Origin of the sequence: Ktedonospora formicarum (genome assembly GCF_016587355.1) — a bacterium.
GTDB classification, from domain to species: domain Bacteria; phylum Chloroflexota; class Ktedonobacteria; order Ktedonobacterales; family Ktedonobacteraceae; genus Ktedonobacter; species Ktedonobacter formicarum.
The window spans coordinates 914,516-936,724 of the sequence record NZ_BNJF01000003.1 but is presented as its reverse complement, the minus strand read 5'-3'; the positions used below and the strand labels follow the sequence as shown (position 1 = coordinate 936,724).

Here is a 22,209-nt window from a genome sequence, read left to right as displayed (position 1 = left end):
CTGTTACTCACAGGCGTTTTCCCCTTCCACCTATCAGCCACATTTTCATGTTTAAGTGGATGCTTGATCCAGACTCAAACAAAAAGAAGATTTATACTCCTTCCATAGTATAGCATGTAAATTAGCATTTGTAAAGTATACGGCACCAGTTCCGGCTCAAAGACTACATATGAGATTGAATAAATCTAGCATGAATGAATGGCAAGAAGCGTCTGCTGAAACTCATTGTTTACTTGTATAGATGAGTTTATAAATACTATAGGTAGGCATAAGTTCTATGCCTACCTATAGTTCTGATCTAAGTGATGGCTACTCTTCGAATTTAAAGGCTTCGATATCGAGCTCGATACGTGTTTCGAAGCCGAGAAGCGAGATGCCACGCTCAAGCATCTGATTCCAGTGCATATCAAAGAGGCGACGATCAACGACGCCGACTGCGTTCATCCCGAGTTTCCAGTTATTGTCAGCCATCGGGTCGCGTGAGTAGCCTCGGAATTCGACCTGGAAGCTGACGGTGCGTGTGATACCTCGTAAAGTCAGATTGCCAGTGACGCTACAGCTCTTGGCGGAAGTGCGGCGGACACGGGTGCTCTCAAAGGTAATCGTTGGATAGCGTTGCGCGTCAAAGAAGTCGGGGGAGCGTAGATGTTCATCCCTTTGCGCGATCCCTGTATAGATGCTAGCGGTCTTTACATTTGCCTTGACCCAGGATTTCTCTGGTTCCTGCGTATCGAGATGGAGTGTGCCCTGAACCTCGGAAAAGCGCCCCTTGACAAGGTTGATGTTCAAGTGCGTCACAGAGAATTCCACCAGTGTATGGTAAGGATCGATTGACCATTCCATAAGTGTTACTCCTTAACGTATAAATAATGCCAGCTTACACAGCACATATAAGTCACAGCCGCGAAGCCTGACACGTGTGGCGAGCAAAAAGCAGCGCAGGCGTGAGGGGCAACGCCTTTAAATAAATACTTGCCTTTTCATACCATTATTGGGCGAATAAATCAATGGGGAAAAAGGGTGAGTTTAGGTGTATTGTTGGAGGGAGTAACAACTTCTTGTTGGGCGCAATGCTCCTGGAGCAACGGGTGACGAAAGCTGTAGCCTGTGCCAATGCGCTTTAGCAGCCCACTCGCGCAAAACCTTTCGAGGAAGTCAATATATGTTTTGGGGATGATACCATTGCGTATGAGCCAGTAACGCAAAATAATGCGTTCAATGATGATAGAAAGCATGCCCCATGGCTTGCTAAGCAGCAGAGAGAGGAGTGTGATCAGGCCCCAATTGAGGACAAGGATGAGGACAATAATGAAGAAAGCTGGTTGTAGTAGTACTTTAAGCATATTTCCCGATAAGAATTCCAGGAGAACAATGATCAGACCAAAGCCAATCACATTGCCTATAACCGATTTGAACCCTTTTATCACCCCTCCTGGTTTATTCTGACCTACTCGTTCTATTCTCATATCGACCCTGTTCTTAACCAGCCAGTTAAGCCCTACAAATACGAGTGTGCATAGTAACCCAGCTATCAGTCCAGCCACCGCACTCCCTATGAACCAACCAAGCAAAGGGAAGAAGAGGATGACGACAATTCCGTAGGCGAGGCTAACACTTACCAAATAGGCTGTTCTGGTCTTTGCAGGCAACCAGCTTGGTTGCAGGTCTTCCGGCGTGAAGATTGTGAGGCTGTTTGCTTGCATCTGTCGCGCCAATAAGCCAAGCCAGTGTAGGCTATCATCGGCACTATAACCTTGCTCTCCTTGCTGGTCGCGAACGATCCGTTTCATGTAGTCTTCAAACACTTGCTCTGCTTGCAAGGGCAATGTATCTGGTGCTCCATCAGAATAGGTGAGCGTAAGTAGTTCTAGTAGCAGGGGCGTCCTCTATAGCTGGACGCTCGACATCCCAGGATGAGAGAGGCAAAATAAAGGGTAGGGGCTGTATCTCATCCGCCTCAACTCGCTCAGCTAAAGCAACTGCCAGCTCTAGTAGCAAGGTCGATTTACCCGCCCCTGGCTGCCCCAGAATGAGCAATGCCCCCTGGGCCTGTGCATATGCGTCCTGAATGGAGGTTGATGCGGCTTCTTTATGATGTGGAGCTACCTGTTGCACCGCGTCGGGTTGAAGCTTGAGCGCTAATGTGAGTCCTAGGGTCTCGCGTGAGGATTGCGCGAGCATCTGTGTATAGCGCTGACGTAGCATTTTTGCCACCTGCTCCCGAACCAGCGTACTCTCTGGATCTCTTCCTCTCCGGCTTCTGCTCACTATCCACGCCACCAATCCCAGCAATAAGAAGGCGCTACCCAATGTTAGCAAAAAATACGAATGGAAGAAGACCCATCTAGCCGGAGCTTCTGGCGGAATGCTTTTATCGTTGGCTAATAGAATTGCTGAGCAAATGCATAGATAGAGGAGGAGACCAGTGAATGTGGAGGAGCGCCAGAGCCAGCCCCGCCAGGAGCCAGCGTTTTGATAGTATTTTTGCGGTATTTGCGGCATTTAGTATTAATTGCCCCTTTTTATGATTATCGTATTTTAAGTATTCTATTTAGATGGACGTAAAGGTTGAGATAATTTAAAAATGCGCACAAGACTATTTCAACGGTTACTGATGCCATAGGGTGTGGTTCGTTTCTTTGCAAACATAAAAACACCAAACGCAGGTAAGATAGCCTCCTCTCGATATTCGGGTACTAATGCGAAAAATTTGAATTACCCCTAGCTTCTTCTCTCATTGCATAGGCGACAGGATTGGGATATACTTCATATGTGGATTCACGTCTTTCCCCTAACTGCGCGTGTGATGCACTGCTCTACACGCAGAAGATTCTGCCCGCGCGCAAGCTGCGAAGAATCTCAGGCGAATGACAGCTTCCAGTGCAAGATCCAGTTTGTCCGTCCCGACGACAGGAAGGCCATCATGGCCAACTACATCAGCAGTCGCCCTCCGGGGGAGAACCGCCAGTTCCATCTGCCCCAGGATCTCGCCATCGGCACTGCGGAGAGCATGACCTTGCGGCAGTTCAACGACGAGGTCATCGGCCTGAACAGGGCGAAGCCCTTCCGCATCATCGGCTCTGCCAGTGACACCAACGACACGAACGTCGCGCGACACATGACCGAGCTGGTGGGTGATCGCGTCACTCCCAAGCGCGACGCGATCACCCTCAAGGCAGGCGACGTGATCTACGTCGTCACGTTCCAGGGGAACACGGCGCAGTACGCTCGCCATCGGGTGAGTGGGAAGTAGCACAACAAGGAAGCAAGGCACCACGGCGGCCAGATGGCCGCCGTGGTGTTTTTGGCCCCTTTTTATGGATACCAGGGCTTCTCAGTTCTGTGACAGACCCTTCCTCTGCGAACGAGCCTTCGGCATTCTGCAACAGAGAATTGGTCAGAGGGCGAGCGCGAATGCAAAAATTTGAATTACCCCCGATGCCATATGTACAGCAGGAGCGTCCTTTGAGCCGTGCCCTCCAAACAGCGCTCTTCCCTTGCAGTTACCATCATGTCTACGGTATGATAGGCTCAACTACAAAAATCCTTCTTATCCAGTCTTGATACTGGGGAAGGCTTCGCGATCATCAAACCTTAACGCTGCACTTCGCGCGGGGAAACGGTTCGCGAAGGGATCGCTCTTGAGAGCTCCAAACAAGCGAGTATCACTGTATGATTGGTGCGCTTGCTGGACGGATAGTAGCCATGACTTCAATTGCTGCTCGACCCGAAAAGGACGCGAGCAGGGTGTTGAGGTTCTGGATGCACATTGTCCACCTCCGGGAGACATACCGTCTCCTGAAACTGCGACCAAGGAAGGTAATCCATGTCGCGAGGGGCGGAGTTCATGGTGCCCGACAGCCAGGGCAACCTCGTGAAGGTCACGGTCGAGGGCACGCCCTCGACCGGGTACACCGGGAAGATGGAGGGGGGCTCGCTTCCCACCATCGATGTCGAGGCGAGCCTGGAGGCGGTGGGCATCGACCCCGACCAGGTCAAGTGGAAGAAGTGACCTGATCGCACAGTGAGAGTGGGGAGTCGCCGGAAGGCGGCTCCCCGCCGCGTTACGGTATGATAGGCTCAACTACAAAAATCCTTCCGATCAGGTCTTGATACTGGGAAGGCTTCGCGATCATCAAACCTTAACGCTGCACTTCGCGCGGGGAAACGGTTCGCGAAGGGAGCGCTCTTGAGAGCTCCAAACAAGCGAGTATCACTGTATGATTGGTGCGCTTGCTGGACGAATGACAGCCATGACTTCAACTGCTGCTCGACCCGAAAAGGACGCGAGCAGGGTGTTGAGGTTCTGGATGTACTTTGTCCACCTCCGGGAGGCTATACTGTCTCCTGAAGTTGCGAGTGAGAGAAGGTAATCCATGTCTCGAAAGGTAAAGGTTGACGTCCCCACCAAGGACGGCGAGGGAACGGTCGAGGTGACCGTCAAGGTCGACGACAACGGATTTGTCACCTACTCCCACAAGGGGAAGGGCACGCCCGACCCCGAGCTGCTGGCGCGCGCGCTGGAGCCCTGGAACATCGACGTCAAGTAGTCGGTGACGTCGAGACCCAGTGATCTGGCAGCGGAGTAGTTCGCGCTGCCACCAGTACACAGTGAGAGAGGGGGGAGTCGCTTGCGGGCAACTCCCCCCTCTTCGCGTTTATAAAGTGCTTTCGGACGATTGGCCGGAGGCTGGACATTTGATGACGACCTCAGAGGAGGCGCTGGCAGGGACCTGGCGGTAATCGTTCTTTTCCTGGTAGTTACCAGAGGCCACGCCACGGAAGGTCATGGTCTGACCCTGAGTGCAGGCGACGGACGCGATAGCATTCAAGCCCTGAGCGTTGGAGGGACCCGAGGTACTACTCTCACTCACTTTGTACCATGAGCCACCGACGTTGACCTCGATTCGCGAGGTGACCTGAAGATCAGAAACGGGACCGTCGCACTTCATGCTCCCTATACCTACAAGTTGCCCTTGCATGAGAACTGGCTTGTTGGGAGTGACACGGCAGCTTGCCGTTGGCAGATGAGTGCTTGCCTGCGTAATGATACTTGTGTTAAGAAGAAGCGCGAGACTCAGAATAAGTGCGACCAGGGCCGCGTGCCAGGTTCTTCTTTGACGAAGCATTTCCGATATGTCCTTTCAAACTCATCGTACTGCCCGGTGATTGGCGGCAATGTAGAGGCGCTAGCGTCTACATTTGCCAGATTTATTACTCAAGCACATGCATATTACGCGTATACGCCACCAATGCTTGTGCTTCACCTATCCCCCATTCTCACAACGCATCGGCCTCTCACGATGTGACACTTGCTCCCATTTTCCCTCTTGATTTAATGCGATATATCGTTTACACTTAGCAATACGATATATCGCATTAATGATGCCGTAGAGAGAGCATGGCGCGGGCAAAAACACCTTGTCCTACATATGCGAAGGCACAATGCTTCTGATAGTCATTGTAGAGAAAAAGAATTACCTAACTGTGACCGAGGCAAGATTTAGGTAATAGGGCTGCCCGGCCTCATGGAACGGCGCGGCGACTGTTCGTCTGCCTGGTTGTGGATGATAGAGATCCGCGAATTCATCCGCTATTCATCACAATGGATGATGCGAACTCATCCAGACTAGCCTTACACTTATACACAGGAGCAACTGAGAGCGTACCGCGACGAGCGTGAGGAGGGAGTTACCTTGAGTACATTGAAGCTAAAACATAAGGTTGCCGTGATTACCGGAGGGAATAGTGGGATTGGCCTGGTGACGGCCCACCTGTTTCGAGAGGAGGGCGCGAGTGTCGTGATTATCGGGCGCAATGAGGAGACACTTGAGCGTGCGCGCCGTGAGCTCGGCGGCGACACCCTTGCCATACAAGCGGACGTCTCGCGTCTGGATGATATCCAGCGCGTCATGCGGCAGGTTGGAGACCACTTCGGGCGGATTGATATTCTCTTCGCCAACGCTGGAATCTCGGAATGCCCGCCCATTCAGGAGACGGACGATGCCTTCTTTGACCATATCATGGGGATCAACGTCAAAGGAGTTTTCTTTGCCTTCACCCAGGCCCTTCCCCTGCTCACCCAGGACGCCTCGGTGATCTTCACCAGTTCAGTAGCGCATGAACGTGGGCGACCCGGAGACCCGCTCTACTCCGCGAGCAAGGCAGCGGTGCGGAGTCTGGCTCGTACCCTCGCGGCGGACGAAGAAGTATTGAGCCGGGGAATTCGCGTCAACGTCGTCAGCCCTGGCGCGATCTACACGCCGCTCACGGCGAACCAGGACACCTATGCCATGCTGGAAGCGGTCAATTCCTATGTCGCGGAGACTGTGCCTATGAAGCGTTGGGGGCAGCCCGAGGAGGTCGCGCGGTCCGTGCTCTTCCTCGCCTCTTCCGATTCATCCTACATGACCGGTGGTGAAATCGCCATCGATGGCGGTCTGGGCCAGATCTAAACGCAAAGAAGGTTAGTAGAGCGTGGTGAATCTAACGAGGAAGGGTCACCGGGGCGGGTTGTACCTGCCCCGGTGGCCCTCACCTCTACCAGCGGTGTGCCATGATCAGCGGGAATCCCGCCCCAGCTTGCGGACGTCCTCCGCCGCCTGGCGCTTTCTTTCCGCCTTCTGGCGAAGAATCGCAGCCCCAGTGGGGTCCGGCGGGTTCCTCCGCATCAGATCGTCGGCCTGCCTGTCGAACTCCTTGGCCTCGTTATCGAGCTGATTCGCGTGGTTCACGAAGTGCTCGCGATCCTTTTCGGCCACGATAGGTCTCCCTACTGTCCTGGTTTCCCAGGTTGGGCGCTTTGCCCTAGAAGCGGAACCTGTTGTTCCAACTCCTGAAAAGCTGCTCGTTTACATCTCTGTCGAACGGCAATTCAGGTGCTAGAGCATATCATGACGCGACGGTGAAGCGTTCAGAACTGCTGGTTAAATTCGTCTGCGTTTCTTATATACACCGTTCAGAATGTCCCTACAAGACCACGTGCAAAGCACACAGGAGGCGACATTCTGCTATGCGAGAGAGCGAAAGAACGCAATTCCTTGATTGCATCATTGTATCCTTTGTATTGCCGAAAATCAAGAATAATCTTCTACACATTTAAAATTCAATCTGGGAATGGTGATGCATAATGTGAGGAGAGGGAGCATTATAGCGGGGCACGGCGCAGGCTCAAGCCCTGCGCTTACATATAGCAGTTGAGCACATAGGCGTTGCGCTTCAGTCTATGCATGGCACCCGACCCAATCAAATTCCCTTCCGCTAAAGAAAACGCTTACACACCAATCTGAAAACGATGGCGAACAAACCAACGAAGCCGGGAGCCGCCCTTGGGGGAGGTTCCCGGCTTCATCTACTCACGTGGCGCTGCGATCAGCATCAGCAGGGGGGCTCGTAGTTGCCCGGCCCTCTGAGGAGGGCGTCCGCCTGCCGCTTGAGGCTGTCCGCCTGGGTCGAGTCGCCGGTGGACGCCGCGTCCGCCGCCTTCTCGCAGAGCTCGGCGGCCTGCTGAATCGCCTGCTTCTCGGGGTTGTCGTAGCGCCGCCTGTCGGCGGCCTCCTTCAACTCAAAGGCTGCCAGCCGGAGTCTATCGGCACTGGCCATGGTGTCGTCCTTCCAGGAGTTTGCTTCTCCCCCTGCCTACCAGGAGGAGTACTGGCAATGTACCGACTGCCAGAATCCCGACACACACGATGATATGCCGGGGTTTACAGTGGCTTCCTGTAGAAGAAATGCACCAGATCGCTCGCCCGTGGGGATCTCTGTCTGCGATCAGCAGTGAGTTCCCTGTTGTCCCAGTTTCTCTAGCTCGCGAATTCAGCGATCTCATCAGGCGAGAGCGAAAGCGCGTAGGCCATAGATGTTGGGGGATGTTGATGAGATCATACTACTATGAGGCTCGATGGAGCGTCAAGTTACACTGCGCTCAGTTGGCAAACTGGGGGTATGGAGGGAAAAAAAGCGGATCAAATCGCATAGGGCATGTACAATTTAGCAAGCTAATAAAGTAGTACATTGAGCAGGGAAGTCGGCGGGGCCGACCACGCAGCGATGATGCTGCTGCGTGGTCGGCCCGCGACACTCCCCGATCCCTCGCGAGGGAAGAGGGCCTCAGCGTTCTTCGGGCTCCGGGAGCGGCTCCCACCCGAGTACGTGATCGACTTGGTAATGGGCCAGGGAGAACTGCTCGTCAGAGTCGATGGCCCTGCCGAGCTGGCTGAGCGCGGTAGAAACCTGCTCGTCGCCCAGGCGTTCGACGAGCCTGTAGAGCTTGTGGAGCTTGAAGGGCTCCCAGTCAGCGGGAGTGAGGTCCAGGTCAGTCAGTTCTTGAATGACGGTGTGGTCCTCGCCGCGAAGCTGGTCCTGCCCTTTCAGGGCCTCGACGAGCTGACCGCGCGCCTTGATCATGTTGGCGACCAGCATTTCAGAGGCATTGTTGACGAACAGGGATGCGCCCTTCAGGATTGCCTGTACCTGTCGGACGAATTTGATCTCCTCGTAGGAGCCGGTCTTGATGGACTGGCGAACCCCGGCGATCTCCTCGTTCGCCTCTCGCCACAGGTTGAGGCTTTGAGTTAGCGCCCAGTCGTCAAACTCGAACTTGCCACCATCGAAGTACCCGCTGTTGCGAGTGAATTCGGCGATGTTCAGGCGGAAGCCCTGAAGGAGTTCCAGTGCGACTGCCTCGAAAAAGGGTCCCATTTCAGGTCCTCTTGTCATGGGGATCAGCTTATCTACTGCCCCATATCGTAGGGATCATCCTTTCTCCACCACAACAGTCCACGGAATAGACTGCTTCGCGTGATGTAGAGAGAGGATATAATTGAACGGGTCTAGTATAAACAGTTATTGCCGCCAATGCAAGTTGGTGGGAAAGATTCGTACCCGCTCCTCCTTTGTATGTTGCATTTGTTCGGCTCTTTCCCTATACTTGGAAGCATTCGAGTAGATCTTCTTCTGCTGCAAGTGTTCGCGATGATCCGCTGAAGGTGTAAGTTTAGAAGAAGATCTCCAGGTATCTTTTGATGAGACCTGGACGGCATGGTGGAGAGTGCCAACAAGCTCGTCGTTCAAGCGCGCCTGAAAGGCTCGGGGATGCACTGGCAACATGACCATGTCAACCCCATGCTTGCCTTGCGCAACGCTGTGTGTAATGAGCGATGGCAAGAGATGTGGCGCAAGGCTCTCACCCAGGCTCTCAAGCCTGCGCATATCCCAATGGGGCCTCGTTGTGAAAGCCAGCCACAGCCTCAATCTCTGTCTTTCCGTGTGAGAGACTGCTCCTATCTGCCAGATCTCTCTGCTTCTGCACTTACATGTGCTGCGCCTCAGGAATTCGCCCCTCCGGCCTCCTGCTCTGAGGCAGCCTCTCCCGATGTCCATCTGTCTTCCACCAGGCGCACACATCATCCAGTGCGTTCTCGTGTGGCATCTCTATCCCAGCATCTGGTCAAGGGACCTGCTCGTGTGGAACTCCTCTGACGCACGTGAGAGGACATCGACCGAAATAGTACTGTTCTGGTCGATGTCGCCAACAAGCCTATCGTGAGCGTCAAGCCCAAATTGTCTGAATCAACAAAACACGGGCGAACCGCGCCATGCACGCGCCGGATTGGCGTATGCACGTCGCGAGTCCACCCGCATTCCTGTTGCACAGTGTCTTGCTCAGCGAGAGGAGAGGCTCGGCGCTTCCCTCCGCAACTTCAGGAGATCAAGGCCGGATCACGAAGCCCCGCTGAGTCAGTGCCCTCCGCAGCTCCAGGGCCTTCTCCTCACCCAGCTGCTCGAACAGCATTTGAGACATCGCCTCGGCTGCATCGAAGGGCCACCCCATCAGCTCATCGGCCTGCTCCTCCGCCGTGCGGAGGAGCAGGTCTTGCACGACACTGCGCACCTCGCGCATATAGTTTTGGTAGTCGCTCATCGCGATCTTTCTCCCTCGATTGGATGGGACATGACACTGAGCAATCGGCGGTTTCTCCTTCTCAATGCCTCTGGGAGCGCACGTTGAAGGGGTTCATCTTGTGAGAGGCATAACCACTGTCCTCTCCTGGTACGCCTGTGTCCTCCGCGAGGTCTCAACGATCAAGACACACGAGAGAACCAGCGGGGATGAACCACAACCCGGTCACCTTGGAGCCTGCGCGCAAACCGCACACTCATGTCCTTCGATGGTGACAACCGAAATACTCGTATACGTAGTATAGAAGGACTGTTGAACGAAAGCAAGCTCGAACCTTCCTGATGTGCTCACTGGTTGCAAATAGATGTGGCGCCCCCTACATACCCCCTTGAAATTCTCGCTGAAATTGGGTAAGATTAGAAGAGTAGTCCTCCACACAGAAAGGTATCTTCTCCGATGACGTGGACTTTAACCTGCTAATCTCTCCACTGGTTGCAAGCCGCTGCTAAAGCGACGCGGCTACATATGGTGCTGTGCGCGTTTGCGTGCGATCCACTATGGAATGTGTGACCGGTGGCGGACGTTGAGCAGGAGGAGCGACCCAGGTTCATCGCGAGTTCCCCTTCCTTTATACTCTGCCCAGTCTTTATGTGAAAGCCAGTGGCTTTGTCGTGCCACGCTCAGGTTTTCTTAGCAAGGGCATCCCACAACCTCCTTATGCTCGCGTTCGACGTGCTTTCCCCAACTCTTCCACATTATTGTATTGCGAGTTCGCGCGCCCTTTCGGGATGCGTGCGTAGAGAGTAACATAAGGAGCACATTTATGCCCGATCTCAGACCCATTGTCAGCCAGGAGCAGGCGCTTGCCGCGCTTAGCCAGCACTTTGCCGAGCCTATTACGGACATTGAGCCCCTGGAGGGTGGTCAGGTTATGCGTACCCTGGCCTTCCGAACGGGTGGTTCCGCCTATGTGGCACACTTCAACCGCGACAACATGCTCTCTTCCAACCTGCCGAAAGAAGCGCTCTTATTGCGTAAACTGGCCTCATCGCCGGTTCCGGTCGCGCCCACCCTACACATAGGTCGCCTGGGAGCGCTGCACTATTCGATCCAGCCCCGTATACCCGGTCAAATGCTCGAAAACCTGAAACCGTGGGAGCAGGAGCGCTTCGTTCCGCAAATCATCGACATACTGGATGCCATTCATCACATCGACGTGAGCGAGAGCAGTGGCTATGGCGTCATTGATGACCAGGAGCAGGGGATGGCTTCAAGCTGGCATGGCTTCCTGCGCAGGATCGCGGGTGAGGATGACGAGCATGACTACTATGGGAAGTGGCATCATCTCTTTGATGATACCTTCCTTGAGCGAGATCGCTTTAATGACATCTATCAGCGGATGTGTGGCTTGCTTGCTTACTGTCCTGAGGAACGTTACCTCGTACACGGTAACTACAGCACGCGCAACATCCTCGCCGATGGCGACCAGATCACTGGTGTCATTGATTGGGTCGATGCTCGCTATGGTGATTTTGTCTACGACATCACCTGTCTTGATTTCTGGAATCCCTGGCTCAACATTCGCGAGCACTTCCAGAATCACTATCGCCAGCGTGGTATCGAAGTGCCAGCCTTTGAGCAGCGCCTTCTATGCTACGAATGCTATACGACCCTGGATGGTATGCGCTTCTTCGCCAAGGCCGGGAACGAAGATGCCTACCGTATGGTTTGCCAGCGCTTCGACGCTATTCTGAACGAAAGAGCCAGCATGTAAAATTCCCAAAGAGAACAAAGTGGCAGGTCCGCCCGGACCTGCCACTTTGTTCTCTTTGAGGATTACCTACTCGCCGAGGGCTACAGGCATCTCGGTAGCCTGGATCTCCTCGCCGTTGGCGCGGGCACGCTTGACCGCCTCAAGCGCGGGATCGCGTCCGAGCACCAGAGCGACGACGACGCAGATGGCGCATCCGATCAAGACCAGCCAGAAGGTATCATTAAGGCCCATGATCGTGACATGCTGGGTCACGCAGTCCTTCACCGCGCCGGCTTGCCTGCCTACTGTCGCGGCGCAGGAGGCGGCGATGTTCTGTGCCGATTTGGCGTGAGATGTGGCCTGTTGGCTCAGGTAGGTCGTCAGAACGGCGACCCCTACCGCTGAGAAGACCATACGCATCACATTGACCAGCGACGAGGCACGCGCCATATCCTTGTTGCTCACAGCTGCGAGTGCTACGGTCTGAAGAGCGGTATTGGTTAGCCCCAACCCGACTCCGCGCAGGATGAGCCAGCCCTGAAGCGTACCACCAGTCGTCGAGATGTCGAGTTGTGTCAACCCATAGGTGCCAGCACCCAACAGGATCAGCCCCACAAACGCCAGGGGACGTGGCCCCACCCGGTTATACAGGCGTCCACCGAAGGTCATTCCTACCGCCGTCGCGATTCCCTGCGCCATCAGCCAGAGACCAGCCTCAAAGGGCGTATTATGCTGCACATTCTCGAAGAAGAAGGGGAGCAAGAAGAGGCTTCCGAAGAGCACCGCGCTCACAACCCACATCAAGAAATTGGAGATCGCGAATGTATATTGCCCGAACAGGCGCAGGTTGATCACGGGATCGCTAGCGACAAACAGCTCGACGAGCGCGAAGACCACCAGGATTACGCTGCCCGCGATCATAAAGCCAATCACCAGCGGATCGCCCCAGCCTCGCGTGCCAGCCTCGGTAATGCCATAGACCAGGGTCGTGAAGCCTAGCATCGAGAGCAGGAGTCCCGCGATATCGACGCTTTGTCCTAAGCCTGGGTGCTCATCGCCTGCTGCTATGCGCTCCTGATCGCGATTACGCAGGATGAACAGCGCCAGAACAAACGCGACCAGCCCGATTGGGAGATTGATTGTGAAGATAGAACTCCAATCAAAGGTCGTGGTCAGATAGCCACCAATTGTGGGGCCAAAGGCCGGAGCCAGGAAGATTGGGATGCCAACCGTTGCCGTAACTGGACCTCGCTCAGTTGGCCCGAAGAGACGATAGATCAGCGTGAAGGCCGTCGGCATCATCGCGCCGCCGCCGAGTCCCTGGACGACCCGGAAGGCGATCAACCACTCCTCGCTGGGCGCGAAGACGCAGAGTGCCGACCCCACAGTGAAGAGGCCCAGAGCCGTGAGATACACCACTTTTGTCCCCAGGCGATCACTCAGGTAGCCTATGATCGGAATAACCGCTGCTTGCGAGAGAAAGTAGCCGGTCGAGACCCAGGTGACCGCGTCAAAGCTCGCGTTAAATGCTTTCTGTATTTGTGGTAAAGCTACGCTCACAATCGTATTGTCCAGAACCGCCATAAAGAGGCCCAGGACCAGCACGATTGTTGCCTGCCACCGGTAATTAGTTTGCATGGATTGCAGTCTCCTTACTGCTGTCGAAAATCTGAGCGCGTTCCTATTGATACGAACACCAACGTCGCTGTCGCGGCTAGTGCTATCCGCCGACCAGGCGGCGCCGTGCCCTCATATGAGGGTTGGTTTTCGCATTAGATTTTAGAAGAAGCCATAACGCCATGAAGCACCAGGATCACGATTTGTTCGCGGGCCTGTGCGAGTGCTTCGGGCGAGGAAAAGTCGCGTTCAGGAAAATGTAACTGGTAGCGTGGGATTGAGAGGACATGGAAGAAGCACATATTCAACACATGCGCGACGAGAAGCTGAGGGTCGATCTCCGGGCGAACAATGCCCTGAGTGCGCGCCTTCTCCAGATAGTTGCTGACAACCTTGAATTTATTGCGGAAACAGTGCGGTCCATCGCCTGGTTCAATAAGCATGGATGTTTGCCAGCCCTCCGCCATCTCCCAGGCCAGTATGCGCACCTTGCGAGGTTGACTGATCTGGTAATCGAAGTATTGCCGGATCACGGATGCCATGAACGACCTGAACTGTTCAGTATTGATCTGCTCGTCGCTCTGGATACTATTCTGCATAATCGTGATCAGGTCATCCTCCACTTGCTCCTTGCAACTGTACACCACCGCCTTGTACAGGCCCAGCTTATCTCCGAAGTATTGGAAAATGAGGCTCTTATTATAGCCAGCCGCCTCGGCCACCGCGTCAACGCGTGCCGCGCCAAAGCCATCGCGCGCGAAAATCTCTTTAGCCGCCTCCAGGATGGCTGCCTTAGCCGCCTGGGAGTCCCGCTTTTGTTTCTGTCCCATGTATCCTTGCTCATCCCTCCGTTCTAACTAACCAGATAGTTAGAATATACACGTTCATTCCTGCCTTGTCAAGATCTAACTAACTGGTTAGTTTTGCAATCTCAAATTTTTTGCTCACCTGCCTAAGCATTTTTCTCGCGGATAACTCAGGCAGATCGCGCAGTACTTTCACCGCCAGCATTGCACCTCACGCTGGCGAAAAGATATACTGAGGGTGATTGTGCGTTAGCATAGGAATGATATGAAGATATTTTATAATCGGATCGCGGGCCAAAACCTGGATCGGCTCGCAGCCCTCTCTGACGGCATTTTTGCCGTCGCGATGACCCTGCTCGTGCTCGATTTGCGCACCCCTGCTCTGGCGGACGGGAGCGCCAGGTTTAGCACTCCACTCCTCTGGACCAGCCAGGGGTGGGGGAAGGAACTGGCTTTACTGGGTGCGTTATGGGTGATAGTTCCCCACTTTCTTCCCTATATCATGAGTTTTCTCACCCTTGGTATCTTCTGGGTTGGTCAGCAGACGCAGCTCAGCCATTTTAGGACAAGTAATCGCCATCTCACCTGGCTTCACCTGGCCTTTTTATTCATCATTTCACTTATGCCCTTCTCAACGGGACTCCTGGCCGAGTTCATCACCTATCGCCTGGCTCTCGCGCTCTACTGGCTCCACCTCCTCTTGCTTGGAGGTATCCTCTTCGCCAGTTGGCACTATGCACAGCGAGCAGGCTTGCTGAAAGATGAAGTGACAGACGCGATCCGTGTCGCCACCCAAAGACGCATTGTCCTGTATCAGGTACTATACGCGGTCGCCATGCTCTTTTGCCTCATCAATAACTACTTCAGCATCGTGATACTTATTCTGTTGCAACTGAACTCAGCAATTGCCCCCAGACTGGGCTGGCTTGATCACGCATGACTTTAGGCGAGAGATCTATACCCCGACCACCATTTTATGGTACAATAGTTCTATGCAGACGACTTCAAAGGATGTGAAGAGCATCTTAACACCACAGCGTAACGGCTTCCTCGCGGCAGGACCTTATCCCTTCACACACGCGCTCTCGGCCTACCTGGGGTGTGGCTTTGGGCAGACTACGTGTGGTATGTATTGCTATGCTCAATTCCTGCCTAACTGGACCTTTGGCGGAGGCGGTGCAGCCTGGGGAGAGGCGGTACAGGTCAAATCTAACGCCGCCGAATTGCTAGACCGTGCCCTGGGGAAGATGAAGCCGGAGACGAGGCGCAAACTGCGCATCTTCATGAGCAGTACCACCGATCCCTATCAGCCACTTGAGCGGAAGCACCAGGCTACGCGCCAGTGCCTTGAAGTCTTCGCGCGCTATCCCGACCTCGACCTGCTCGTTGTACAAACTCGCTCGCCGCTCGTCGAGCGCGACCTGCCACTCTTGCGCCAGATTCCCTACGCCTGGCTCTCCATGACCATTGAGACCGACGACCAGACCTATCTCAAGCGCCTACGTGGGGGACCAGCCCTCGCAGCGCGCAGGGAAGTAGTGCGAACCGCGAGTGAGAGCGGCATCAAGGCTCAGATCACCGTCAGCCCATGCCTGCCTTTTAGTAGTGTGGAAGCCTTTGGGCAAAGTCTGCTCACCAGCGGCGCGCGGCGAATCGTCGTCGATACCGTCGTGGATGGCGATGGCTCCGGGGGACGGCGTACCTCCCATAGCACCTATGCCGCGACCGTCCCCGACTGGTCCGAGACCAGCGACGCACATAAGCTCTATGCCTATCTGCAAACTCAGGCAAACCCACACACCTGCGAAATCGCCTGGAGCAACGCTGGTTTCAACGGCATTCCTCCCATCAACCAGCGCCATACCCTCCCCCATATGTAGCCGCGTCGCTTCAGCAGCGTCGGCGGGTAAAGTGCTCGCTAAAGCTGAGCGCCTACATATGGTAAAGGTAACAAATACCATGCATATGTAGCCGCGTCGCTTTAGCAGCGGCGGCAGCTATTTCCCTCTCTGAGCCAGCAAACGTGCCAAACGTTCGTTATCCGATTTCAGGCGTGCTTCAGCCTTCGCCATAAGCTCCGCGATCCGCTCTTGAGGCCAGATTACCACCCCATCATCATCGGCGATCACCAGATCACCATCGCGGATAATCTTGCCGCCAATCGAGACCATGCCACCTATGACGGCTGGTCCATTCTTCTTTGGCGCGATTGGCGTAACACCGCGACACCAGACCGCGAAGCCCATCTCACGAATCTCGCGTGAATCGCGGACAAGCCCATCAGTAACTAGACCCGCGATCCCACCATTCTGCATTTCCAGCGCCATCAAGCCACCGAGAGTCGCCCTGGATGATGCGCTCCCACCCGCGAAAACCAGAACTGTACCAGGCGCGGGCAGATTTTGCAATACCTTGTTTACAGATAGATTCTCATCCTGACTCATCAGCGCCACTGCCGCTGGACCCACAATCAGCGAATTAGCCTGTAGAGGAAGAATATTATTGGGGAGAACTCCCTCACCCTCGCTCGCGTCTGACGCCAGTGTCGCGTTCAACCACTCAGGAAACTTTTGCATAAAACCGTATACCCTTCTCATAAAGTATTTGCTTACTTGCCGAGTATATCTTTCATGAGTGGGTAATGCAATGCCGGATCAGCGCCGCGCACAGCCGGGCATTGGCGACGCGCCCTCGCGGTCGCTTCCACACCCCATCCATTCTGAGCCACAGGCGACCCCCAATGGCGCTAACATCCTCTATCACGCCCAACATACTCACACGTCCTTCATGTTTGATCTGCTGCTTGTCAAGAGTGGTCACACCAAATCTTGACGCGTCAAAAACAATTTCCTCACCGCGCTCCAAACGTTCAAGTGCTCGCGGCAAGAGATAGGGCAAGAGCGCATCTTCAATAGCGTTCCAGAACACCTTGTTTATATAGGTAAAGCCCCATGATGAATGTGAGGTTCGAAACAGGCTTGCATCCCTCGCCAGGAGCACCAAAGCCTGCCCGGTATAAGCATTCCCAATCAGTTTGACCTCCTCCACCTCATCCCAGCGTATTGTCTCGCTATTGCCGCCATCGCGAAAGAGCAAGCCATCGCTACAGAGATACAGGCGTTTGTTACGTTCCAAAATGGCTGCTCGGAAGCTGATTACCGCGCCAATGATGCATATTGCACACATAAAAAACATAGGCCACCACCTTGGATCAGAGCTGTAATCTGGATAGTAATGATAATTCATTAATGCTATTAACCCCAATAACAAGGGGTAAACTAAGAATTGGCAACCGCTTATAAGCGGCAACTTGTTACGATACACCCTGAGCGGCGTGCCGAGGTTATAGGCGTCCGCTTCGCTGCGAATATGGGATGGGAAGGCCGATTGTTTCATAGTGCGCGCTCCCTGCGATAATGAATGATATGGGTGGTCAGCCCAATGAAGCTCTGCTATGGCTTTCACTTGATAGAACGTATGGCAGTACGATTGGTAAAAGAGGGTGATAGAGCCGTGAGGGCAGGGGATGTGGATATTGTTTTATCTACCTTGCGCACCGGGCAGGATAAGATCGACGACGCGTTCCGGTAGTATCTCGGGAAGTGGTTCTGCCAGGAGGAAGGCGCGCACATAGAAGACCCCGATGAGGGTTTCCAGAAGCAATTGGCAATCCGTTTCGGGGGCAAGCTCACCACGCTCAATGGCGCGTTGGAAGAGGGTGTGTAGGCCTATGTGGCGCTGCTGCCAGTACTCCTGGTGGAAGGTCCGAAAGGCAGGGATATGCGCGGTGGCGACACCCGTGCGTACAAGGGCCTGCCCCTCAGCGGTCTGAAGGAAGGTGCTCACCAGGCGCAACAATTCTATGAGGTCAGAGCGTAGCGCGCCCGTATCAGGTATGGGTACCTCGCGAGCCGCCCGACTGGATATGGCGTCGAGCAGCAGTTGCTCACGTGTTCCCCAGCGCCGATAGAGCGAGCTTTCATGCACTCCGGCACGCTCTGCGATGGCGGCGAGACTCAACGCCTCATAGCCACGCTCCTGCACTAGCGCGATTACGGCATCATATGCCGCCGCCTGGACACGAGCGCTCCGCCCGCCCGGACGGCGGCGCGGCCCCTCTTCACCGCTTTCCATACCCTCTAAGGCGTCAGGTCTATGTGTGTTCATAGTGACCAGTATACCTCACTCTCTCCCTTAACGCAAGAAAAACTTGCATTAGGCAGGCAGGCATGGTATGCTTAACGCAAGGCATTTTCGCGTTAACGACCAGTTGAAGGGAGTAGATATGGCCGACCAGCATTTAGCCTCCGAGAAGCCAGAGTTTGAGAAGGCCATCCGGCATCGGGAAGTACCCTTTGCGCTACCCGATGCCACCACGCCCGATGGGCAGCGCATTCTCAAGCGTTTGCGCGACGAGCAAACTATCTGGTTCACGACCGTCGATGAGGAAGGAAGCCCGCACGCGCTCCCGGTCGCTTTCGTATGGGATGAGGCGCGAGGCACGCTGCTCACTTATAGCGCGCCGCAGGGGGAGCGTGATCGTCTGGAGCATATCGCGCGCAACCCGCATGTGGGACTCCATTTTGAGATGGGCCATGACGCTGACCTGCTCGTCATGACCGGCGAGGCGTCCGTAAGCCGCGATGATCCCCCATCCAACGAGTGTCCCGCCTGGGTGGAGAAGTACCGAGACTACTTCGCGCGCCTGGGCATGAGCCTCGCACGCGCGGCAGAAGCGGCCCCGGTCTCTCTGCGCATACGCCCCCAAACCTTGCGCTACATGCGCAGCCCGTTCTAAAGGCTTCCAAATAGACCTGGAAAAAAGGAGGAATAATGGTTTCTTTAAAGGCTTCTACCGGGACCGTCGCGACATGGCGCGATAGGGTCGCAACTGGCCTGATGCTGCTTGCAGCAATAGGCGCGTTCATCTCGTTCGTGACTTCCATCACCTCGCTTGCCACGGCACATCCAGCCACACAGGTGGTAGAGATCTGGCGTATGTATGGCTTCTTCGTCTTCTCCGGTATCTATGTGCTTCTGGCGTTCTGGCCACGTAAGTATCCTGGCATCTGGGAATTGGCCATATTAGACAAAGCTGCTCTGGGCATAACCGGCTTTGTGCTTCTCGGTCGAGGGGTGGCGGATGCCCAGACCATTCTGATCTTCGATGGGAGTTTGGCTGTGATCACGTGCGTAGCCTATCTTCTCACCAGGGGATATACTGGTTGGTCAAGGCTGCGAGAGACGAAATAGACCTGATCTGAATGTTTGGAAAGCGGATAACCTCCCAGGCGAGAAAGATATGAAAGATGAGTAAGAACGAAGAAGCTAACAAAGCCGTCGTGCGACGCTATATAGAGATGTGGAACACGGGCGACGACTCGATAGCCGACGAGGTTCTTGCGCCGGGCTACATCGACTACGCGCACCCGGAGGTAGTGGGTCTCGCGAGCGTCAAGCAAGCGTTAGCCGCGACGCGCAAAGCCTTCCCCGACTTCCATATCAGCATAGAGTTCATGATAGGCGAGGGTGATATGGTCGCCCTACGCGGCACCATCCGCCGAACCCAGCAATCCAGCCTGCTCATCTCGCATGTGCTCTGGTTCGCGCGCCTCATGCAAGGCCAGATGGTCGAATGGTGGACCGGCACCGAGCGCGAAGGCTAGCAACCCTTTAATAGGGGAAAATAGTTTCTCTTCAGGGAGTGATTTGTAGAGAATGGGAAGTGATAATTTATAAAGTTGGATGCGCAACGTTCATTCAGTATAGGAAGAAAAAGGTATTTTTGATGGCTTTGTCTGATTTTATGGTGACTCTGGCTGATCGCACGATGACCTGGGTCTATGAAAAGAGTAATGGGCGGATCGGGAGTCGCCTGGGAAAGATGGGGATGTTGGTGCTCCATACGACTGGGCGCAAGTCTGGTGAGAAGCGCAGCCATACTTTGCAATATATGCCGGATGGCGATAATTATGTAGTCGTAGCCAGTAATGGCGGACAAGATCGTAATCCAGGTTGGTATCATAACATTCTCAGCGACCCGCATGTACATATCCAAATTGGAAGCCGTCAGCTAACCGCGCTGGCAACCGTGGCTGAACCGGAGGCGTATTCTCAGTTGTGGCCCCGGTTGATTGCTCAGAATTCCGTGTGGGAGACATATTCCAGGCGCACTACGCGCAAGATTCCCGTGGTGATTCTGAAGCCGTTGGGTTGAGCTGCTGCTGAAGCGACGCGGCTACATATGGGGGGCTGCTGAAGCGATGGGGCTCCATATGTAGCCGCGTCGCTTCAGCAGCAGCACTATTTCGCGGGCGGGATGCTCTGGGCGAAGTGGAAGAAGTTGTTGGGGTCGTAGCTGGCTTTGACATGCTTTAGGCGCGCCAGGTTGTCGCCATAGTAGGCTTGCTGCCAGTTGTCCAGGTCGGGATCGATGTAATTCTGGTAGGCGGTGCCGTTGGCATGTTGATTCATAGCTTGCCAGGTATCCTTCAGCCAGGAGCGATTCGCCGCCACAAGGTCATCGGCGTCGCCCGGCTCGTAGGTCGCGGTATATTGGGCCGCGAAGAGCGCGTCGCGGTGCGCGAAGGCTGTGGCATCCTTCGCTACACGGTTGATCACACCACCATAGGCGTCGATGCCGATGCCGCCTCCGACGAAGCTCCCGTTATTCTGCCTCTGGTTAATGGCGTTTACCAGGGCGTCGATGCCTGCGCGCGGTAGCTTGTTGCTGAAGTAGTGGGACTTGGCGATGTCGATTTCGCGCTGTATCTGCCCCTGGGGGTCCATACTGGGCAGGCGGCACTGCTCAACGCTCTTGCCATAGCAGCCAGCCTCGTAGAGCATGGCGTCGAGTACACCCGATTGGAAGACCGAGTTGCTCGTCGGTGCTATCCCGATCTGATTTATAAGTTGCTGTAACTGGGCGTTCGCGCCTGCCTCGTCGCCGACGTAGACGCCATTGACGCGCGCGAGTGGACCCGAGTTCTTGTCGGCGAGGAAGAGGAAGTTGGACCAGACCTCGTCCGGAGCCTGGGGGGCCCAGTTCTGCCAGGCATCGAAGGCGTCTGCCGCGTGCTCCCAGGCCCAACCAAGCGTAAAGAGGGTCACGGAGGTCAGGGGTTGGACCTTGAAGGTAAAGGAGGTCACGACGCCGAAGTTGCCGCCACCACCACCGCGTAGCCCCCAGAAGAGGTCCGGCTCGCTATTTTCATCGCAGGTTACGACGCGTCCATCCGCTAGCACGACCTGGGCGGAGAGCAGATTATCACAGGTCAGGCCATACTTACGCCCAAGCACGCCGATGCCTCCGCCCATAGTCAGCCCTGCCACGCCCACGGTAGGGCAGGAGCCAGCGGGCATGATCACACCCTGGTCCGTTAATGCCGAGTAGACGTCGATCAGGCGCGCGCCCCCACCGATGGTCGCGGTCCCGCCACCTGCGTTGACATCGATCTTGTTTACACGCGTCATATCGATGATCAGCCCGGTCCCCGTCGAATAACCCGCGTATGAGTGCCCACCTGAGCGGGGGGTGAAGGGCAGATTGAAGCGTTTGGCGAAGGAGAGGCAGGTCTTAACGTCGTCTACCGAGGTACAGTAGGCGATTCCGGCGGGTTTGATGCCGTCAAAGCGCGGATTAAACAACTGGCGCGCGGTCTCGTACTTTGAGCTATCTGGGCGTACAAGTTCACCCTTGAGATTCTGTCCCAGGCGCTTCCACTCGCTATTCGTTAGCTTAGGCGGTTGGGTCGGACTGGGTGAAGGTGTGGGGGTTGATGTGCTTACTGGCGCGTCCGTTCCACCACAGGCGACCAGCAGAGCCGAGAGTCCCCCGGCTCCCAAGGCGATAAAGCTTCGTCGATCAATACTGTGCAAGGGGCTGAATTTTGACATAGGTTTGACTATTCCTATTGTATAACTATGTATTCATATGAATAAAAGTAGTAGCTTATCTATAAGAACGTGAAGCGGAGTCAAATCGTCTCGGCAATAGCTCTTTAACCCTTTTCTCAAGCCCACGCGCGCAGCATCATCTTCACCCTCTCGCCCTTTGAAACTCATGCAAATCCCCCTGGTACTTTACCCGACTATATAGACCATTCCATGATGAGTGCTGACAAGCCTCCAAG

Annotated in this window: 26 protein-coding genes; 10 read left to right on the top strand and 16 right to left on the bottom strand. The window is 54.8% G+C overall.

Annotation, left to right across the window (positions count from 1 at the left end; translation table 11 throughout):
* Positions 1–309 precede the first annotated feature (309 nt).
* The 5 genes from K3T82_RS30725 to K3T82_RS30705 all read right to left on the bottom strand — a co-directional run bounded on the left by K3T82_RS30725 (position 310) and on the right by K3T82_RS30705 (position 4,084).
* On the bottom strand, positions 310–843 hold the full coding sequence (locus K3T82_RS30725; protein WP_220197329.1) for a YceI family protein: 534 nt from the start codon (positions 841–843) through the stop codon (positions 310–312).
* A 161-nt stretch (positions 844–1,004) separates the two neighbouring features.
* The gene (locus K3T82_RS30720; protein ID WP_220197328.1) at positions 1,005–1,826 is read right to left on the bottom strand and encodes a hypothetical protein; all 822 of its coding nucleotides are present in this window, start codon (positions 1,824–1,826) and stop codon (positions 1,005–1,007) included.
* A 16-nt stretch (positions 1,827–1,842) separates the two neighbouring features.
* Entirely contained in the window at positions 1,843–2,502 is a 660-nt protein-coding gene (locus tag K3T82_RS30715) for a hypothetical protein (RefSeq protein ID WP_220197327.1), read from the bottom strand.
* A 289-nt stretch (positions 2,503–2,791) separates the two neighbouring features.
* On the bottom strand, positions 2,792–3,274 hold the full coding sequence (locus tag K3T82_RS30710; RefSeq protein ID WP_220197326.1) for a hypothetical protein: 483 nt from the start codon (positions 3,272–3,274) through the stop codon (positions 2,792–2,794).
* A 276-nt stretch (positions 3,275–3,550) separates the two neighbouring features.
* On the bottom strand, positions 3,551–4,084 hold the full coding sequence (locus K3T82_RS30705) for a hypothetical protein (RefSeq protein WP_220197325.1): 534 nt from the start codon (positions 4,082–4,084) through the stop codon (positions 3,551–3,553).
* A 292-nt stretch (positions 4,085–4,376) separates the two neighbouring features.
* On the opposite strand from K3T82_RS30705, the gene K3T82_RS30700 reads away from it, so the two are divergent.
* A complete protein-coding gene (locus tag K3T82_RS30700; RefSeq protein WP_220197324.1) occupies positions 4,377–4,550 on the top strand; it encodes a hypothetical protein in 174 nt (57 codons plus the stop codon).
* Positions 4,551–4,658: 108 nt separating this feature from the next.
* On the opposite strand, the gene K3T82_RS30695 is transcribed toward K3T82_RS30700, so the two are convergent.
* Positions 4,659–5,129, bottom strand: a complete 471-nt coding sequence (locus K3T82_RS30695) for a hypothetical protein (protein WP_220197323.1) — start codon at positions 5,127–5,129, stop codon at positions 4,659–4,661.
* Positions 5,130–5,696: 567 nt separating this feature from the next.
* Here K3T82_RS30695 and K3T82_RS30690 point away from each other — a divergent pair.
* The gene (locus tag K3T82_RS30690; RefSeq protein ID WP_220197322.1) at positions 5,697–6,455 is read left to right on the top strand and encodes an SDR family oxidoreductase; all 759 of its coding nucleotides are present in this window, start codon (positions 5,697–5,699) and stop codon (positions 6,453–6,455) included.
* Positions 6,456–6,560: 105 nt separating this feature from the next.
* Here K3T82_RS30690 and K3T82_RS30685 read toward each other — a convergent pair whose 3' ends face one another.
* The 3 genes from K3T82_RS30685 to K3T82_RS30675 form a co-directional block, all read right to left on the bottom strand.
* A complete protein-coding gene (locus tag K3T82_RS30685; protein WP_220197321.1) occupies positions 6,561–6,761 on the bottom strand; it encodes a hypothetical protein in 201 nt (66 codons plus the stop codon).
* Between the two features lie 616 nt (positions 6,762–7,377).
* Positions 7,378–7,602 carry a hypothetical protein gene (locus tag K3T82_RS30680; protein ID WP_220197320.1) on the bottom strand — a complete coding sequence of 75 codons (225 nt, stop codon included), beginning with the start codon at positions 7,600–7,602 and terminating at the stop codon, positions 7,378–7,380.
* Between the two features lie 507 nt (positions 7,603–8,109).
* Positions 8,110–8,700 carry a hypothetical protein gene (locus K3T82_RS30675; protein ID WP_220197319.1) on the bottom strand — a complete coding sequence of 197 codons (591 nt, stop codon included), beginning with the start codon at positions 8,698–8,700 and terminating at the stop codon, positions 8,110–8,112.
* Between the two features lie 339 nt (positions 8,701–9,039).
* On the opposite strand from K3T82_RS30675, the gene K3T82_RS50220 reads away from it, so the two are divergent.
* The gene (locus tag K3T82_RS50220; protein WP_420799352.1) at positions 9,040–9,480 is read left to right on the top strand and encodes a hypothetical protein; all 441 of its coding nucleotides are present in this window, start codon (positions 9,040–9,042) and stop codon (positions 9,478–9,480) included.
* A gap of 229 nt (positions 9,481–9,709) precedes the next feature.
* Here K3T82_RS50220 and K3T82_RS30665 read toward each other — a convergent pair whose 3' ends face one another.
* Positions 9,710–9,922: a hypothetical protein gene (locus tag K3T82_RS30665; protein WP_220197318.1), complete on the bottom strand. Its 213-nt coding sequence runs from the start codon at positions 9,920–9,922 to the stop codon at positions 9,710–9,712.
* Between the two features lie 802 nt (positions 9,923–10,724).
* Between K3T82_RS30665 and K3T82_RS30660 the strand changes: the two genes are divergently transcribed.
* Positions 10,725–11,675, top strand: a complete 951-nt coding sequence (locus K3T82_RS30660) for a phosphotransferase family protein (RefSeq protein WP_220197317.1) — start codon at positions 10,725–10,727, stop codon at positions 11,673–11,675.
* A 66-nt stretch (positions 11,676–11,741) separates the two neighbouring features.
* Here the strand turns inward: K3T82_RS30660 and K3T82_RS30655 are convergent, their stop codons facing one another.
* Entirely contained in the window at positions 11,742–13,292 is a 1,551-nt protein-coding gene (locus tag K3T82_RS30655; protein WP_220197316.1) for an MDR family MFS transporter, read from the bottom strand.
* Positions 13,293–13,426: 134 nt separating this feature from the next.
* On the bottom strand, positions 13,427–14,101 hold the full coding sequence (locus K3T82_RS30650) for a TetR/AcrR family transcriptional regulator (protein ID WP_220197315.1): 675 nt from the start codon (positions 14,099–14,101) through the stop codon (positions 13,427–13,429).
* A gap of 241 nt (positions 14,102–14,342) precedes the next feature.
* Here K3T82_RS30650 and K3T82_RS30645 point away from each other — a divergent pair, with 241 nt between their 5' ends.
* Both K3T82_RS30645 and K3T82_RS30640 read left to right on the top strand, forming a co-directional pair.
* The gene (locus K3T82_RS30645) at positions 14,343–15,017 is read left to right on the top strand and encodes a TMEM175 family protein (protein WP_220197314.1); all 675 of its coding nucleotides are present in this window, start codon (positions 14,343–14,345) and stop codon (positions 15,015–15,017) included.
* Positions 15,018–15,069: 52 nt separating this feature from the next.
* The gene (locus K3T82_RS30640; RefSeq protein ID WP_220197313.1) at positions 15,070–15,957 is read left to right on the top strand and encodes an SPL family radical SAM protein; all 888 of its coding nucleotides are present in this window, start codon (positions 15,070–15,072) and stop codon (positions 15,955–15,957) included.
* A 117-nt stretch (positions 15,958–16,074) separates the two neighbouring features.
* Here the strand turns inward: K3T82_RS30640 and K3T82_RS30635 are convergent, their stop codons facing one another.
* The 3 genes from K3T82_RS30635 to K3T82_RS30625 all read right to left on the bottom strand — a co-directional run bounded on the left by K3T82_RS30635 (position 16,075) and on the right by K3T82_RS30625 (position 18,244).
* Entirely contained in the window at positions 16,075–16,653 is a 579-nt protein-coding gene (locus K3T82_RS30635; RefSeq protein ID WP_220197312.1) for an RraA family protein, read from the bottom strand.
* Positions 16,654–16,705: 52 nt separating this feature from the next.
* The gene (locus K3T82_RS30630; protein ID WP_220197311.1) at positions 16,706–17,473 is read right to left on the bottom strand and encodes a DUF6585 family protein; all 768 of its coding nucleotides are present in this window, start codon (positions 17,471–17,473) and stop codon (positions 16,706–16,708) included.
* Positions 17,474–17,617: 144 nt separating this feature from the next.
* A complete protein-coding gene (locus tag K3T82_RS30625; RefSeq protein WP_220197310.1) occupies positions 17,618–18,244 on the bottom strand; it encodes a TetR/AcrR family transcriptional regulator in 627 nt (208 codons plus the stop codon).
* Between the two features lie 118 nt (positions 18,245–18,362).
* Between K3T82_RS30625 and K3T82_RS30620 the strand changes: the two genes are divergently transcribed.
* From K3T82_RS30620 to K3T82_RS30605, 4 genes are all read left to right on the top strand, one after another.
* Positions 18,363–18,875 (top strand): pyridoxamine 5'-phosphate oxidase family protein, encoded by a 513-nt coding sequence (locus tag K3T82_RS30620; protein ID WP_220197309.1) that lies wholly within the window; start codon positions 18,363–18,365, stop codon positions 18,873–18,875.
* Positions 18,876–18,910: 35 nt separating this feature from the next.
* A complete protein-coding gene (locus K3T82_RS30615) occupies positions 18,911–19,330 on the top strand; it encodes a hypothetical protein (RefSeq protein WP_220197308.1) in 420 nt (139 codons plus the stop codon).
* Positions 19,331–19,386: 56 nt separating this feature from the next.
* Positions 19,387–19,743 carry an ester cyclase gene (locus tag K3T82_RS30610; RefSeq protein WP_220197307.1) on the top strand — a complete coding sequence of 119 codons (357 nt, stop codon included), beginning with the start codon at positions 19,387–19,389 and terminating at the stop codon, positions 19,741–19,743.
* 122 nt (positions 19,744–19,865) lie between these two features.
* Positions 19,866–20,294, top strand: coding sequence for a nitroreductase family deazaflavin-dependent oxidoreductase (locus K3T82_RS30605; protein ID WP_220197306.1), 429 nt, complete (start codon positions 19,866–19,868; stop codon positions 20,292–20,294).
* Positions 20,295–20,380: 86 nt separating this feature from the next.
* Here the strand turns inward: K3T82_RS30605 and K3T82_RS30600 are convergent, their stop codons facing one another.
* On the bottom strand, positions 20,381–21,973 hold the full coding sequence (locus K3T82_RS30600) for an FAD-binding oxidoreductase (protein ID WP_220197305.1): 1,593 nt from the start codon (positions 21,971–21,973) through the stop codon (positions 20,381–20,383).
* Positions 21,974–22,209 lie beyond the last annotated feature (236 nt).